The sequence below is a fragment of the Natronobacillus azotifigens genome (genome assembly GCF_026805325.1).
GTDB classification, from domain to species: Bacteria; Bacillota; Bacilli; order Bacillales; family Amphibacillaceae; genus Natronobacillus; species Natronobacillus azotifigens.
This window is the reverse complement of sequence record NZ_JAPRAT010000012.1, coordinates 1-15,891: the sequence shown is the minus strand read 5'-3', so window position 1 is coordinate 15,891 and position 15,891 is coordinate 1. Positions and strand designations below refer to the sequence as shown.

16 protein-coding genes are annotated in these 15,891 nt (G+C 34.8%); 10 read left to right on the top strand and 6 right to left on the bottom strand.

The window, feature by feature from the left end:
* Positions 1-81: 81 nt before the first annotated feature.
* Positions 82-636 (bottom strand): TetR/AcrR family transcriptional regulator, encoded by a 555-nt coding sequence (locus tag OWO01_RS07590; protein WP_268779844.1) that lies wholly within the window; start codon positions 634-636, stop codon positions 82-84.
* Between the two features lie 279 nt (positions 637-915).
* Between OWO01_RS07590 and OWO01_RS07585 the strand changes: the two genes are divergently transcribed.
* From OWO01_RS07585 to OWO01_RS07550, 8 genes are all read left to right on the top strand, one after another.
* Positions 916-1,950, top strand: a complete 1,035-nt coding sequence (locus OWO01_RS07585) for an NAD(P)/FAD-dependent oxidoreductase (protein ID WP_268779843.1) — start codon at positions 916-918, stop codon at positions 1,948-1,950.
* Positions 1,951-2,113: 163 nt separating this feature from the next.
* Positions 2,114-2,611: a sigma-70 family RNA polymerase sigma factor gene (locus OWO01_RS07580; protein WP_268779842.1), complete on the top strand. Its 498-nt coding sequence runs from the start codon at positions 2,114-2,116 to the stop codon at positions 2,609-2,611.
* Positions 2,604-3,764 carry an anti-sigma factor gene (locus OWO01_RS07575; RefSeq protein ID WP_268779841.1) on the top strand — a complete coding sequence of 387 codons (1,161 nt, stop codon included), beginning with the start codon at positions 2,604-2,606 and terminating at the stop codon, positions 3,762-3,764. Before OWO01_RS07580 ends, OWO01_RS07575 begins: the two co-directional genes overlap by 8 nt.
* 1,227 nt (positions 3,765-4,991) lie before the next feature.
* On the top strand, positions 4,992-5,291 hold the full coding sequence (locus OWO01_RS07570; RefSeq protein WP_268779840.1) for a hypothetical protein: 300 nt from the start codon (positions 4,992-4,994) through the stop codon (positions 5,289-5,291).
* Positions 5,292-5,311: 20 nt separating this feature from the next.
* On the top strand, positions 5,312-5,983 hold the full coding sequence (locus tag OWO01_RS07565) for an ABC transporter ATP-binding protein (protein ID WP_268779839.1): 672 nt from the start codon (positions 5,312-5,314) through the stop codon (positions 5,981-5,983).
* 6 nt (positions 5,984-5,989) lie between these two features.
* Positions 5,990-8,521, top strand: coding sequence for an FtsX-like permease family protein (locus OWO01_RS07560; RefSeq protein WP_268779838.1), 2,532 nt, complete (start codon positions 5,990-5,992; stop codon positions 8,519-8,521).
* Positions 8,522-8,556: 35 nt separating this feature from the next.
* The gene (locus tag OWO01_RS07555; RefSeq protein WP_268779837.1) at positions 8,557-9,111 is read left to right on the top strand and encodes a VanZ family protein; all 555 of its coding nucleotides are present in this window, start codon (positions 8,557-8,559) and stop codon (positions 9,109-9,111) included.
* 173 nt (positions 9,112-9,284) lie between these two features.
* Entirely contained in the window at positions 9,285-10,250 is a 966-nt protein-coding gene (locus OWO01_RS07550; RefSeq protein ID WP_268779836.1) for a glutathione S-transferase family protein, read from the top strand.
* Between the two features lie 317 nt (positions 10,251-10,567).
* Here OWO01_RS07550 and OWO01_RS07545 read toward each other — a convergent pair whose 3' ends face one another.
* Genes OWO01_RS07545 through OWO01_RS07535 form a run of 3 tightly spaced genes read right to left on the bottom strand, consistent with a single transcriptional unit; the run spans position 10,568 to position 12,412 of the window.
* Positions 10,568-11,401: a S1 family peptidase gene (locus tag OWO01_RS07545; protein WP_268779835.1), complete on the bottom strand. Its 834-nt coding sequence runs from the start codon at positions 11,399-11,401 to the stop codon at positions 10,568-10,570.
* 39 nt (positions 11,402-11,440) lie between these two features.
* On the bottom strand, positions 11,441-11,869 hold the full coding sequence (locus OWO01_RS07540; protein WP_268779834.1) for a hypothetical protein: 429 nt from the start codon (positions 11,867-11,869) through the stop codon (positions 11,441-11,443).
* A gap of 15 nt (positions 11,870-11,884) precedes the next feature.
* Positions 11,885-12,412: a YcxB family protein gene (locus tag OWO01_RS07535; RefSeq protein ID WP_268779833.1), complete on the bottom strand. Its 528-nt coding sequence runs from the start codon at positions 12,410-12,412 to the stop codon at positions 11,885-11,887.
* A 439-nt stretch (positions 12,413-12,851) separates the two neighbouring features.
* On the opposite strand from OWO01_RS07535, the gene OWO01_RS07530 reads away from it, so the two are divergent.
* Positions 12,852-13,292, top strand: a complete 441-nt coding sequence (locus tag OWO01_RS07530; RefSeq protein ID WP_268779832.1) for a YtoQ family protein — start codon at positions 12,852-12,854, stop codon at positions 13,290-13,292.
* 66 nt (positions 13,293-13,358) lie between these two features.
* Here the strand turns inward: OWO01_RS07530 and OWO01_RS07525 are convergent, their stop codons facing one another.
* Both OWO01_RS07525 and OWO01_RS07520 read right to left on the bottom strand, forming a co-directional pair.
* Entirely contained in the window at positions 13,359-13,895 is a 537-nt protein-coding gene (locus tag OWO01_RS07525) for a hypothetical protein (protein WP_268779831.1), read from the bottom strand.
* Positions 13,896-13,916: 21 nt separating this feature from the next.
* On the bottom strand, positions 13,917-14,723 hold the full coding sequence (locus OWO01_RS07520; RefSeq protein WP_268779830.1) for a hypothetical protein: 807 nt from the start codon (positions 14,721-14,723) through the stop codon (positions 13,917-13,919).
* A 574-nt stretch (positions 14,724-15,297) separates the two neighbouring features.
* Between OWO01_RS07520 and OWO01_RS07515 the strand changes: the two genes are divergently transcribed.
* Positions 15,298-15,891: an Imm26 family immunity protein gene (locus OWO01_RS07515; protein WP_268779829.1), complete on the top strand. Its 594-nt coding sequence runs from the start codon at positions 15,298-15,300 to the stop codon at positions 15,889-15,891.

Below are 15,891 nucleotides of genomic sequence, written 5' to 3'. Positions count from 1 at the left end.
ACTTGCAATCAGTGGGAGATTCTCGAAAAACTACCACTGACTGAAGTTTCACTTTTCTGTCAGAAAAAGAAAGCCACTAGTTTAAAGTAGCTTTCTAACTATGTCTTTTATATAGGCGATATTGACTTCTTCCTCTGATTCGAACTCGGTAATTAGATTCACCATCGATAACATAATCGTACCAAATACGCGCTCCTGATATTTGGGGCAAAGTGATTGGTTTGACTGTGCTTGGATTTCATGGATCAATCTCATAAAGCAAGCCTTCACTTTTCCTTTGATTTCTTGCATTTTTTCTTTTCCATAAAGACTATGCTTCATTAACTCTTTCCCTACTCCTTTACGACGAACAATTTCATGATAAAGAGTTTCTAAAAATCGTTCCAACTTCTCATCAGGAGAAATTTTTTTCTCGAAAACTTCCTCCAAACATTCCAATGTCTCTAACCAGCTCTGAAGAATAACTGTCGTTGTCAGTTTCTCTTTATCAGCATAATAATTATAGAGCGTCCCAACTGCAATACCAGATTCTTTTGCAATCATTCTCATACTTATAGCAGAATAGCCATGTTGACTAATCAACTGAACGACACTGTCGAATATTTTTTCTTCCACATTTTCAATAATTTTCGGCATAACAGATTCACCTTTTTTTATGAACGTATGTTCAATTTAACATATCGGTCTGAAACTGTAAAGAAAGCACCCACTACTTATTTCTTCAAATATTGCTAGTATTATCTACCATACCTTCCTTTCAAATTAATTATCTATCTTTTCCCTTTATCCCTATTAAAGAAATCTAGTAACCCACAGGCTTCATTATCAATCAAAAAGAGAATACCTAAGAACAACACTTGTTGAAGTTTCCCCTTTATCCACGTGTGCGTTATAATCATTGGAAGGAGGGATAACATGTTACCTTTTATTATCATCGGGGGTGGAATTGCCGGGGCTTCGATCGGTTACCATCTGGCTAAAGCTGGACATTCCGTCACCGTTTATGACCGCTTTGATCAAGGACAAGCAACCTCAGCCTCTGCCGGAATTATTTGTCCATGGGTAAGTCAACGACGCAACAAAAAATGGTACAGGCTTGTGAAAGAAGGTGCTTCTTATTACCCAGATTTCATTCGAGAACTCGAAAAAACTACCCAACAATCAACAGGATACCAAAGAAATGGAGCCATTTGTCTTTTTAAAGATGAGCATATCCAACAATTAGCTTACGAAAGAATATCAGCAAAACAAATAGATTCTCCAGAAATAGGAAAAGTGAAAAAACTAACGAAACAAGATGTCAAAACATTGCACCCTCACTTAACTAATCTCTATCCAGCAGTCTTTGTAGAAGGAGGAGCACAAATTAACGGAGAATCTTTACTTTCCGCACTAAAAAAAGGCATTCTTCTTTATGGTGGAAAGTGGATAAACAAAGATAAAATCCCGCTTAAAGAGGCCGCGACCATTATTTATACAGCTGGAGCTTGGTCTCGTGAATTTTTTGAAGAGCCAAACGTCCGTCATCAAAAAGCAGAGTTATTACACCTTGAACTTCAAGCGCCAACAAGCAAAAGCGAAACACCGATCGTGATGGGGTTGGGACCTATGTATATCGTTCAAACTGGAGATGCAACATTTGCAATTGGAACTACGCATGAAGATACCGATTCATTTGATATAACTCCATTAGCGGAGCACCAGCAATACTTACATAAGGAAGCAGAACGATATTTTCCTGAAAATAGTATTCAAGACCAACGGATGGCAGTAGGTTTGCGACCATTCACACGTGATAACTTACCTTCTATTGGTTATGTCAAAGACAACATCTATGTAGTCAATGGTCTTGGTTCTTCTGGTCTTACAGCCGGTCCAGTTATTGGAAGAGAAGTGGCTGCACAACTAACAGGCAAGCAAACGAAACTGTCTTTAGAGGACTATCAATAATCATGTTATCTTCTACTCGTTTAGTCAAGTAACGTGCTTCTTTCCACCGCTGATCGCTAGTTTTACTTCCCTATAGATTTTTTTCGAATAAGAAAATGAAAATAAAACTAGTTTCCTGTTACCTTTTTAAATCATATTCGTTTTATTAATGAGGGGGGAGCAAATGAAAGAATCTATCGATCGTTTTTATCATCAATATTTCCATGATATTTACCGGTTTTTGCTCTCCCTAAGTAAAGACCATCACACAGCAGAAGATCTAGTACAGGAGACTTTTTTCAGAGCTCATCTGAATATTGAACACTATGATGGGAGGACAGTGAAATCGTGGCTGTTCACCGTCGCATACCGGACATATATCGACTATTATCGAAAGCATAAACGGGTGATAGTCACGGAACAAGAGCGGTTTGCAACGATCGTGGATAAAAAAAGGCACCTGTTGGATGATCTTGTAAGGAAGGAACAAATTGAAGAGATTCTTACTTTATTAGACCGTTTACCTGATAAGCATAAATACGCAGTGCTCCTCCATGATTTCCATGGGTTGTCTCAACGGGAAGCAGCAGAGGTTATGAACATCCAGCAAAGTCATTTCAAAGTATTGTTGTTTAGAGGTAGGTCAGCGATCAGACGTAGAAAGGTGGAAGAAAATGAGTGATGATTTCAAAAGGAAACTAGAAGCCTATGAAAAAGGTGAGTTAAACGAAGCAGAGCTTGAGACATTAGAAAAAGAGTTAGATAAATTGGAAGAATACCAAGAATTTTTACAAGAAAATGATCCGCAAGAACAAGTAAATGCCTCCACGCTATCTATAAATAAAAAGCAAAATAAAATGTTACGACACGGAAAGTGGAAAGCCAGATTTCAAACAGCTTTAGTAGCTATAGGGATCTTTATTGTCTTTACAATCTTCTCTACGATCTTTACAGGAATTTATTATTCATGGGGAAGCCCAGATCGAGTAGATGTATTCCGAAATATCATTGACAATACGCTAACGGTAACAAACCCCTATGGTAACAGAGGAGGCACAAGCACCAGCTCAACTAGCTATTTTGGTTTACAAGCCACCAGAAATTTAAATAAAGTGGTAGGACATGATCAGATTGAAGTTGGTGAGCTGAAAATGAATTTCCTTTTTTCATGGATGACTATACCGGAGGAGCAGAATTACGGACGGGTGAACCACGAGCAACCAATGTTCGCCCTTCCCGGTTCCGGTGTCACAGGCGAGGGGGATTGGAATCAATTAGAAAACCTACCTGAAGGTACAGTCGTTTCTGCCTATGTTTCCTTTTCCACTTTACTAGAAACACAAGAAGTGTTTGATTTCTTTGATGGAAGAAACATGGACCTACTCTGGTTTCCCGTTACGACCGGGATAGAAAACGAATATCCCTTCGATGGGATAATACTTGACCCAATCGGATTTCCAAGTTCTCCAATTTGGCTTGATGATGATTTTATTGTAACTGAACGAACAGAAGAAAACAGTGGCTGGTTTGGAGGGAAAATAGTTTCCGAAACCGCAGAGTCACCAGAATATGAAGAAGGTGATTATCAAGTCCTACACAATCAATTCATGAAAACATTAACTTTCTTGGAGCAACACGAAAATAAAGTGAATAACATAGTCTGGGGCAGACTAAATCTTAGTGAAATAATAGATTACCTGAATGAAAATGGCTTTCAGCATTATGGGGCAGTGATTACAGGGCCAACAAAAGAAATATTACAACTACAAGAGGAAGACACGATTGCTCTACTAGAAATTGACGAGGTAGGATTCTGGAATTGGGAAGAATTATGAGAGTAAATCACTTTAAATAAGATAAAGTGAAACTTCAATCAGTGGGGGTTTTCAGTTATTCCCCCACTGATTGTTAGCCCTAAAGGATGACCTACCATTCGGGGTGCTAGCGTCCGTTACTCCCACTTAAACAACTTGATATTCTCGTTGTTTTGAAGTGGGAGTCTTACGGACGGTTGCTCCGGGACAAACAGGGGAAACCACCCGGTCTTTTTTAAAAAATTAAGATGCTATATTTTGTAAATGTCTGAAGGATCTCCTTCAGACATGATGTCAAAGTCTCGTACTACATTGTACGGGGTTTTTTCTTCTTTCGCTTTTCTGCTGATTTCTGGTTACTCGTGAGAAAGCGAATCAATCCTTTCTATATACATTTTTTCTTCCTCTTTTAGGGCTTTTTTAATGACTAATTCTCCATTATCGAGGCACAGTTCCCTCATATATTCATAGCAATTTTCACAATTGGGACAAATCATCGGACTTTTGCGCTGGTTGCGATGATGCGCTCTCTCCATGTTCTCTGGCGTAGAACCTTTTTCTCTTTTAGAATCCAACGTTTCTTTTTTTTGTCATACTTCGATCAGATTTTTGCTTAGTGCTTGTATATTCAGTTGTATTCGCTATTCTTGTATACCCTTCTTCAAGCGGACTAGTCTCTCTACCAAAATCAAATCTCAAATGAACAAGGTTGCTTTCAAGTTCTGCATTTTTACCTTCTCTTGTGATTTCTTCTTCGCCTCTGTTATGAAAAGAAAGTAATTTTACTAGTGTTAATGATAGTAAAGCTAAAAATCCGATAGTAAGTATATTTTACTCTTCTCCATTACTACTTTTTAATCGTACAGGTGACCGCTTTTTTCACCTCCTAAGATATTAGGAAAGCGCTAATATAAAAATGCGAAAATTAAACTTGAAAGTGTCACCCCACTTCACATTGCCTCTATCATATCAAAACAAAAGTACTTCAGCGCATGTTATGTATTATTTTCCTAATTAAATATACACTTATTGAGAAATATTATCAAAAAAATCAAAAAAAGGTTGTATATGTAAATTTATAGATTTATAATGTAAATAGTTTTTCAAAACTATCAATCTTATAGGAGGATAAAAAATGACAAAAAAGAAAAAAACAGTTTAATTGTTATCTTAACAGTATTGCTAATATTAATCCCATCTAGTTTGCATGCATATTCAGGCAGATATAACTTTAACATTGCTTGGATGGTGACTGGTCCACATGACCATGAACTTGCTAATAAAATCACAAAAACTACTGTAACAGCAGAAACATATAACATTGACGATACGGTAAGTAGGACGAAAGAAACATATCAAGTTACTCTTAGAAGAGATAATTTTTTTAAAACTTCTTACCATACAAGTGATATTACAGCTAATGGAGGAAGAGTTACACGTAGTTTTGGAACAGTTAAAAAGGGTAATTATGCAGTGCGAGTAACAATAAAATCTGGTGACGCAACCTCTCACACGCGTATCAAAGGTTCAGGTACTATTAATCAATAGGGAAGCGATGAAGTGATAATATGAAAATACTCTTAAGAATAGAAAATGTCACAAAAAAATATTCGGGTGCAAGTGAAATTACTCTGCACCCAACTTCCTTTCATGTTGCAAAAGGAACGGTAAATGTTATCCTGGGTAAAAGTGGATCTGGAAAAACTACATTACTTAATATAATGAGCGGAATGGATGAACCCTCAAATGGAAATGTTTATTATTTAAGCAATAATCTATATCAATTAACAGATAAAGATGTATCGTTTTTGCGAGGAAAAGATTTTGGATATATTTTTCAGTCTTTTCAGCTAATCGATGAATTGACGATTTTTGACAACATTTGCTTACCACTACATTTCACGAAGCAACCCATTATTAAAGAGGAAGTTAAAAAATTGGCAAGTGAATTAGGTATACAACATAAATTAAGCGTCTTTCCTCAAAGCCTATCTGGTGGAGAACAACAACGTGTTGCTATTGCAAGAGCAATGATTAACAAACCTAAGATAATTTTTGCAGATGAGCCTACAGCAAACCTTGATAGAACCAATAGTAGTCAGGTTGTTAAATTACTATTTCAACTATGTAAACATCATGGGGTGACTTTAATACTAGTAACACATGAAGAAAATTTAATATCAAATCCTGACTATTTATATTATATGGAAGAAGGAAACCTTAATTTACGGTCAGGGTGATAAAATATGAGTATATGGAAATTAGCACTACTAACTCTAATTAAGAGAAAGAAGATGTTTATTCTATTAATAAGCATTGTAACTTTTGCTATACTCAGTATGCTAACTTTGGATTCAACAATTGAAACCATAAACTGGTCTTTACTTGAAAAAACATATTTAAAGTACGGAGAACATCATTTTATATTACACGACATTAACCAAGACGATCGTGAGTATCTGCGTGATTCAACAGAAGTAGATACTTTTAGTGAGTATGCTTTGGTAGGAGTTAACAACATAAATAAAAAGTTAGAATCTCTAGAAACTTTGGGCTGGGTAGATTCTTCTACATTAACATTAGGAAGAATTAACTTCATAGAGGGAAGAATGCCTTCACAGAAAAATGAAATTGCTATTGAATCGTTTTATGCTACACGAGGGTCGTTTGAACTTGGGACACATCTTAATATAAAAGTGGGTGAGAGTACAGAAAAGTTTAGAATAGTTGGGATCGTATCTGATTATTCAATGAACTGGGCAGCACCTCCTGTTATAACTAGGGGTAGTAACGATTTGCCAAATGTTTTTCTATATAAGGAAGATCTCTATAAATTTGGCACTCCTTCCTATCATACTCTGGTTAAACTAAACGGTTCCCCTAAAGAAGTACAGAATAATCTATACTCTGTTTTAAATAACTTTGATCCTGAAGAAAGAGTAGTAAATGAATTCTTATTTAACAGTTTATTAACAAATATAAACACCCAAAATGTTGCGTATTTGTTACAATTCTTCCTATGGGTGACTTCTTCAATTTGCATCCTATTTATTTTTAATCTATTTTACGTTAACTATCGAAAAAAAATCTCTGTTTTTAGAACTTTAGGCGCTTCAAAAAGGAGAATATTGTTAATCATACTGTTGCAAAGTTTAGTTGTAGTATCGGTAAGTACATTTATTGCATTGCCATTCAGCCTTTTTTTCAGTCAATTAATGGCATATATTCGGTTGGGCGAATCCATTCGTATTTTCTCTTTATCAAAAGTGATCTTTTTAAAATTAATTGTTTGGTTGGTTATAACCTATATTGGAGTTTTCATAGGATCTTTACTCCCACTCATCTGGCAATTTAAAAGATCTGTAGCTGAGAATATGAATTATCCAAACAAATATCCAGTGTGTTTTAAAAACAATCATTATTCTCCTTTTTGGTTCAAATGGTCGTGTATACAAGTAAGAAGTTCTATTAAACATACATTATTAATAGTTTTCACATTATCATTAAGCACCTTACTGATGTTTTTAGGGTATATTTTTGCAAAAGAAGTGACAAGCACTTCATCTTCCTATATTGATTTTTACATCAATTCTCAAACATGGCATGTCGAACATCAGTTTCATGGTTTCCCAATTTCGGTTTCAGAAGGGCCGATATTTAACAGAAATGATCTAGACCAACTAGAGAAACTTGAAGGGATAGAATATGTTGACAAACAACCCATTCAAGATGGTATAAGTTTGTTATTAACTAATGAGCAATTACGCTCGAGCCCTTATCTGAAAGATTGGGTAGAAACATATCAATTATCTGACACTCCAATTACTGGTATTCCTTCTCTCAAGCATCTCGGGATTTCAGATGATTTACAAGTCATCCCTCATGTCAATTATGTTATTTTAAATGATGATGAATTTGCGAAACTAAATGAACAATATTTTGATGGAGAATTGAACAGTTTTACGTTTCAAAACAATCCTATAGCTGTTGTTTTTTTACCATCAGAAGGTGAAATGAATAAAACTCTCAAAGTTTCTGCTGACAACAATATCAAACTTGGTCAAATTAAAAAAGATCCTCACTCTAAAGAGGTCAATTATTATGAGTGGGATTTTACTGTTGAACACTTTGTTCCCTATTATTTCTCTCTTGAAATTAATGAAAATATTGAGAAGTCTAGTAGTAAAATTACAGTTGTTTTACATCAAGATATCAATAAAAAAATGAATATTTTTCGTGGTTTCTCCGAAAGTACTATATATGTAAATAACCTCGCTAACAAAAATCAACGATCGGAGATTGAATATTTAGTGAAAAAAATTGTCTCACCAATACCAGGTAGCTTTTACGAATCCATGAATGACATTTCTAATGAAGAAAAAGCTAATTCGAATTTCATAAGAATATTCACTTTATTTTTATTTATATCAACAGTTGCTTTCTCTATAGTTAGTATCGTGGCTATAATGTACGGAAGATTTTTAACAAAACAAAGGCAGTGGGGAATTTTTAAATCTTTAGGGATTACAAAAAAGCAAATAAGTATCATGCACCTTATAGAGGTATCTATTTATGTAGCAATCTCAAATCTATTCGTTTTTGTTTTTGTTATACTTTTTTTATTAACCCAACCTTTGTATGGTGAGGGCGTAAATTATTTTAGCTTTTTTATTTTTTCAATCCTATTTGTTCACCTTCTGTCAATTATCATAGTGATGTATTTGCTTAGAATAATCCATAACATGAGCATTTCTTCTTTACTACGAGCTATTGTTTAAACACTAGATTAAAAATATGAATGGAGAAACGACTAATGCCTTATATAACGTTAAATCTAGTATTTATAGGTATGATTTTATTAGGTTTGTATATTGTTATCGATATAATAAGACAGAAGAACAGAAACATCATTAAGAGATTGGTTTTTTATAGTTTCCTGTTCTATTCGATTGTTGTGATTGAACTTACAACTGGTGGTATTACAATACCACCTACAGATAATCCGTTATTCAGATGGCAACTAATACCTTTTCACTTTATTTATGATTGGTTTTCATTTGACAGAGGGAGTTGGTTTTTCTGGAATGCAGTTAAATTATCATTTTTTAATTTCATCTTGTTATTTCCATTAGGTGTGTATTTAAGTATTTTGTATAAAGTTAAAAAAATAAAAAAGGCTGCACTCATTGTTTTTCTTACCAGTTTGACGATTGAAGCGTACCAATTTGTTTTGGGTTATTTTGGTTTTGTTTTTGCACGCACAATTAACATCGATGATCTGATATTGAATACCTTCGGCGGCACTTTAGGTTTTATCACTTTTGAATGGATTAGAAAAAAGATAGCGAATAAGAAATTCAATTCATAATCCCCTTTGCACAAAATGGCTTTTGCTGTTAAAAGAAAAGCGTGGATATTTACTACTTGTTCCATTCCACCTCTGTGATCAAATAGTCCACTTTTTAGTTAAGGTTTAAATCCTGGCAAAAAAGGAATTTACTTATTATAGTAAGTTTAGTATCACATAGAAAGGATGAGACAATGGGATTATTAGTAGATGGTCAATGGCATGATGAGGAAAAAGATATCAAAAGCAATGAAGAAGGTAGGTTTATTCGTAAGGACTCGCAATTTCGGAATTGGATTACACCTGACGGAACTCCTGGTCCGGACGGTGAAGAAGGATTTAAAGCAGAAGCGAATCGTTATCATTTGTATGTCTCTTATGCCTGTCCATGGGCAAATCGGGCACTAATTATGCGTAATATCAAAGGGTTAAAAGACATCATTTCTGTCTCTGTCGTAAACCCTTTCCGCGAGAACAAAGGTTGGACATTTGAACCAGCTGACGGTGTCGTTCCTGATCCAGTTATGGATGCTAAGTATTTATATGAAATATATGCAAAAGCTGACCCAAGCTACAGTGGACGTGTTTCTGTCCCTGTTTTGTATGATTTGAAGCAGAATAAAATCGTCAATAATGAATCTGCGGATATTATACGCATGTTAAATTCAGCATTCGATCACTTAGGAGCTAAAAAAGACAACTATGCTCCAGAAGAGTTGTTACCTGAAATTGAATCAATTAATGAAAGAGTTTATCACGCAGTTAATAATGGGGTTTATAAAGCTGGGTTTGCAACAAAGCAAAAGGTTTATCAAGAAGAAGTGAAACATCTATTTGAAGCACTTGATGAATTAGAAGCCCGATTGAATGACAATCGCTATTTAGTTGGTGACCAAATTACGGAAGCTGATTGGCGTTTGTTCACGACATTGATTCGCTTTGATTCCGTTTATTATGGTCATTTTAAATGTAACATCAAACGATTAACTGAATACGAAAATCTGTGGCGTTATACAAAAGAATTATATAACTATCCGGGTGTTTCTGAAACCGTGAATTTCCAGCATATTAAAGAACATTATTATCGCAGTCATAAAAGCATTAATCCGAACGGCATCATTCCCGTGGGCCCTGAACTGGATTTAAGTTTGAACCAGTAAAGGAAGTAAGTAACGAAGTAAGTAAGGAAGTAAGAAAATATGGAAAACACGTCCTATCGTAGAACAAAAGCGCAGAGCGTAGGGTTTAAAACGTAGCAATTGGGCGAATCAATATGGAGGTAAGAAATCACGTTTCGCTTGCGAACCGATGATGCTTTTCGTAGATTGCTTCGTAAATTTGCCCGGTTTTCGACGCTCGGAGCTAGATGTTGATCTAACAAGCTTCCATTTCCTTAGTAAAAATAGAGCCGAATCAGTAAGAGTAGTGAAAAATCTCTCCTGAATCGGCTTATTCTATTATATGCATCTACCATTCACTAATTTGTTTTTTGATTTTTCCAACTTCCTAAAAAATCATGGATTCGATCATTTGCTATCGCCACGCCAAAAATAAACTTTCGAAATCCATTTTCAGTACCACCTAAATTTATCCCAACTATTTCAAGATCTTCATTGAGTAATGCACTTCCACTACTTCCTTTGGAAATCAATGCTGTATGTTTTATCACAAAGTATTCAGTGGTATCGTCATGAAACGAATAACTTTCCTCTTCACGAATTATCTTTCCAGCAGTAACAGCATTTCTATTCCCATATGGATTACTCATTGCTACCACTTTATCCCCAGACACAGGAGATTTTTGAGCAATTTCTAAAATCTCATACTCGTCATCACTAATAAAACTAACGACAGCTAAATCATATTTATCATCAGAATACTCAAGTACAAGCTCCGGAAATTGTTGATAAAAATCCTCTAATCCTTGATATTCTCCGCCTTCATTTAGATAGTCTTTAAAATCTAAGTCCTCATGCCCTAGCACAAGGAATTTATGTTGATCACTGTATTCTTCCATCACATGTTTCGCTGTAAGGGCAAAATACTTATCTTCTTCTTTATGGATGATCACTCCACTAGCACCTTGAGAAGAAGCTATTCTCTCATTTTGATATTCATCCGTGCCATAATCTAATTCTATAAACATTATGTTAGCGGATAGTGCTTCACTCTTTACCTTCTCGATTAATTCAGTATTTACTTCTTGATTAACATATGCTTTTATATCAGGGAAAAAAATGATCATGATGTTCATGATGATTATACATGCAATTGCTACTACATATATTTTTAATTTTTTATTTGTTTTCATCCCCATACTCCTCTGGTATTACGATCTAAATTTCCTTGCTTATTCAACCTGCCACCGATATACTGCTGCGTGAAGATGATATAGGGAAACTTGAACTTCTACCCTTCTATCCTTTAGAAGTAGCTCACCACTGAATTTCGTTTTGTTATATCCATAGGTCTCATCTATGATCTCATAGGCGTTTTCGTTTACATCTTTTGAAAACCTATCAAAATCGACTTCTATTCTCCTGTTGCCTTCACAATAATAGACATGACTAAAATCAAAATCAACACCTGAGATTTTTATGGTTGATTTTCTAGTTTTGTATACCTCTTTTTCACCCACTTTGAAAAAGCCATCTTCAAATTCGAATAGCAGAAGATCATTGAAAAGAGCAGTGCTAGATTTTTCAACAATAACTTTTGTGATGATCGCATCGTGAAGACTAACCGGCAATGTCACGTTAGGTTTCGTGTATTCGTTCATATCTGCTCCTTCTATTTAAAATTCTTCATTCCCATTGAAATTTAATTTCGCTAAGAGTTGTTTTCTTGATTCATCGTTCAAATATCTTGTCGGAATAATTTGTGCACTGATTCCACTTAAGTAAATTAAGATTAGATCATCAGATATCTTTATATCTTTGATACTATTTTTTGCTACTTTTTCAGATGTGAATTCACCAAAAACAGTAATATCATTTTCATCAATCACCATCGTCTTCTCCCCAAATATAGAAGAATTATCTCCCTCTTTCAATAATTTCTTCGTTTGTTTCTCGATTAATTTTTTGTATTGTTTCGGATAAGTAATCATCCAAATCAATGCAAAGAATACCGCGATAATCATCCAGTACATTCTTGGTTGATTAAATACCATTGTACCAATAATATAGATAGGTATGGTAAATAGTAAGGGGATTGCATAACGTAAAAGATGGTACATTTTTTTCTGTGATGGTGAATTTTGAATGTGAATTAGATTAAATTGAATATAATCTTCTTCGGTAATTTCAAATTTAACTTCCATTCCCACTGCTCCCTATTTTCTATTTTTTTACATGTATTTAGAATTTCATCAGTGAGTCTGACAAAATATTCAAACATGTATAGATCTTCATTATATTCCAAATAAACGAAAGAATATAGTAGAAAAATAGTTTTTTTCTACTGGGCCACTCTTATCACGTAAAGCTCCATGCCCCCTCCATTTCTCCATATCAATAGTCCAATTTCCACTAGCCAAGTAATATCTTTGAAACCATTATCCCTTTTCGGTAAAATAAAGTGAAACTTCAATCAGTGGGGGTTTTTAGGTATTCCCCCACTGATTGTTAGTTGAACCATTCGGGGTGCTAGCGTCCGTTACTCCCACTGTAACAACTTGATATTCTCGTTGTTTTGAAGTGGGAGTCTTACGGACGGTTGCTCCGGGATAAACGTAGAAACTATTTAAGGGGGTGTTAAAGGTGAAGTTAACTATCTATTTAGCAGGGCAAATACATGATGACTGGCGTGAAGATGTCAAAGAAAAAGCGAATAAAAGAGAACTGCCTCTAGAATTTGTCGGCCCACAAACCAACCATGAACGTTCCGATAATGTGGGCGAAGATATCATTGGTAAGCAACCTGGGAATTATTATAAAGACGACGCTGCATCTGCCATTAACAATTTAAGAACCCAGGTACTTATGCAAAAAGCCGATCTTGTCATTGCACTTTTTGGAGAAAAATATAAACAATGGAATACGGCAATGGATGTGAGTACGGCTCTCGCTTTGAATAAACCTACGATTATTATTAGACCTGAATCACTCATACATCCACTGAAAGAATTATCAAACAAAGCGAATGTGACGGTAGAAACTATCGATCAAGCATTGGACGTCATTGCTTATATCTATGAATAAGGGAGATTAATTGCGGTTGTCTCCCTCCTTTTCCTATACTTAGTTTACATTGTCACGCAAAATCATTTATTGGAAAGTTTCTTTTCTGAGAGAGCTTATCACAGTAAGTAAGTAGATCGTCGTAATAAGTGCTGTGATGACACCGATTATCACTTCATTTAGTGTAATCGTCAACGTATAAAGAATCATTGTTATTCCCATTAAGATAATATAAGCTCTGTCCTTCGCAATATATTTTTCGGATACTCTTTTTCGCCCCATCACATCAAAGTGATCCACAGTTGCCTTCAGTAAACTGTGAATAAGCAGAAGTTCAATCATCATACTTATCAATGGATAAAAGATAAAAGGGACCGCATTTCCAATCTGTACTTCACCAAGAAGCGATATGAAACCACCGATAAAATGTAGGACTACTAGTATAGTTGCTAGTGAATAAGCCTTTGAAAAATCTCCTTTCTGAGCATACTTATCAAGTATGGAAATACCTGTTGCCACAATTGTCCAGCCTATAAAGGTAGGAAGTATCGTAACAAACCCTAAATTTATACTAAACGTAGCAATCAAGATACCCCAGAATATTTTTTTATAGCCTCCTCTCACTTTACATTGCCTCCTTTGCCTTTATGTATACCTGTATAAGTCCATAAAATGATAACGATAGTCTTCACTGGAGGTATTATATATTCTTAAAGATTGCCTGTTCCCATCTTCTCCAAGAATAATTAGTTCAGGATGAATATCAAATCTAGTGTATCTCTCCAGTATCTCATCAACAGGCTTCACTCGTGAAAAAAGAGTGAGGTTATGCCCTTTTTCGACGGAAAGACCTCCCATATCATGTAGAGTATCTGAATCAACTCCATTCATTTCGATTTCTATCCTGTGGTCAAACTTTTCATATAAAGGACCTTCTATTTTAAGTATGCTTATCTCTTCAAGAACGTTGTACCTTGATTCACTCGTACCAGCTGATGAAGCTGAACCCGACATGTGTTTAAGCAGATTTGGGGAATGTTCATGTTTATAAAGATTGATCTGACCAATATCAACAACCATATTACTTCCATCACTAAAATATAGTTCTGCTTTGGTTATCGTTCTATCCTCCTCAATATCGTACATCCTCATTTGGAGGTAGACTGTTCTTACACTATATTGACCAAATATATCTCCATGTTGTTCCCTTTCTTCATAACCCCAACCAAAACCATGCATGTTATATTCAGATGCCATACCGTATAGATCTGGATGCTCTGGAAAGCTCACTTCAACAACCGTTCTGCTATCGTTAGCATTTGTAATATAACCAAGTTCAAATGGGATATCTTGATAAGAATCACTGTCACTAATAAACGAAAGATCATAGTAGTGATCAAAGAACACCGGTTCCTCAATCCTTACATGACGAATAGTGATAGTGCTTGACAACAACTAATGCTACTATAATTAAAAACACTACCTGAAGTAGTCTATCATTTGTTTTCATTCCTGATCATCTCCCCTACATAGCTTGTATTATTCTTAACAATTTACCGTTCTATCTTTTGGTTGTTGCTGTTATCAATAACACTTCCATACTAGCTATTTCGTTCTTTTCACTCCTACCGACTGGATCAAAAAAACTAGATTCGCATAACTCTACAACTCTGGGTTATCCCATTATGCCAAATATTAATACTTCAATGTTTATGTAAATAATCGAAGAAAAACAAAATTTGATACCTCTTTTAAAAGCTTTCACTACAGCCTTATCCTATTTTACCTCATGTCATTTTAACATTTGTTTTAAAACTAACATACCTGAACTTGGATAATCAATACAGTTACAAAGAAAATTCCTCCATTGATAAGAAATTAATGAAAAATATTCCTTTTATGTTATAATTCAAACCAACAGAAGCAAAACTACATTAATTACTTAGGTTGATAGAATGTAGTAATACAATGAAAAAATAATTTGAACGATAACAGGTTAGAGCCTTTAAATAAGGAGATTACGTTTATGAAAAAATACAAAAGACTAAAATTTTCAAGGAAATTAGGTCCACTTATTACCATCATTCCAATACTAGCTAGACAAAATTTATCAGTAATCATCCTAGTCGCGGTTGCTTGGGTCTTAATAGACTTAAAATTTATTGAACCTAAATTGCCAAGAAACAATAAAAGGGCTGTCGGTGAATTATTTGTCGTAGAACCAATGAAAAATACATTTTTGATTGGAAAAGTCATAAAAAAACAAATTCCATCGGATGATCCAATAATGAACGGGGGCCATTTGATCTATTTATTTCAGCAAACTTCTAATCCATTAGATATACCAGAATATTTAAATCCTAATAACTTAATTATTCCACCTCAAATCATTGATAGTAAGGGGTGGGAAAAAGGCTATTTTCAAACAATTGGGATTCAAGAAGTTACTCACGAGGAACTCCATTTGAATTATGGTTTTTGGGATATAGAAACCAATAAATTTGTTAATGATGAGGGAAAAGAACTAAGTCATAAACCCGATATCTATAGTGATTACGGTCTATTCAGTTATGGCTCGATTATTGATGAGTTAAAAATAGCTCTAAATGCTCCTTACTAA

Bases quoted from the DNA above. Each gene is read 5' to 3' on its own strand.
- OWO01_RS07585 (WP_268779843.1), top strand. From the start codon at position 916: ATGTTACCTTTTATTATCATCGGGGGTGGAATTGCCGGGGCTTCGATC.
- OWO01_RS07515 (WP_268779829.1), top strand. From the start codon at position 15,298: ATGAAAAAATACAAAAGACTAAAATTTTCAAGGAAATTAGGTCCACTT.
- OWO01_RS07565 (WP_268779839.1), top strand. From the start codon at position 5,312: ATGAAAATACTCTTAAGAATAGAAAATGTCACAAAAAAATATTCGGGT.
- OWO01_RS07555 (WP_268779837.1), top strand. From the start codon at position 8,557: ATGCCTTATATAACGTTAAATCTAGTATTTATAGGTATGATTTTATTA.
- OWO01_RS07535 (WP_268779833.1), bottom strand. From the start codon at position 12,412: ATGGAAGTTAAATTTGAAATTACCGAAGAAGATTATATTCAATTTAAT.
- OWO01_RS07540 (WP_268779834.1), bottom strand. From the start codon at position 11,869: ATGAACGAATACACGAAACCTAACGTGACATTGCCGGTTAGTCTTCAC.
- OWO01_RS07580 (WP_268779842.1), top strand. From the start codon at position 2,114: ATGAAAGAATCTATCGATCGTTTTTATCATCAATATTTCCATGATATT.
- OWO01_RS07550 (WP_268779836.1), top strand. From the start codon at position 9,285: ATGGGATTATTAGTAGATGGTCAATGGCATGATGAGGAAAAAGATATC.
- OWO01_RS07560 (WP_268779838.1), top strand. From the start codon at position 5,990: ATGAGTATATGGAAATTAGCACTACTAACTCTAATTAAGAGAAAGAAG.
- OWO01_RS07575 (WP_268779841.1), top strand. From the start codon at position 2,604: ATGAGTGATGATTTCAAAAGGAAACTAGAAGCCTATGAAAAAGGTGAG.
- OWO01_RS07590 (WP_268779844.1), bottom strand. From the start codon at position 636: ATGCCGAAAATTATTGAAAATGTGGAAGAAAAAATATTCGACAGTGTC.
- OWO01_RS07545 (WP_268779835.1), bottom strand. From the start codon at position 11,401: ATGAAAACAAATAAAAAATTAAAAATATATGTAGTAGCAATTGCATGT.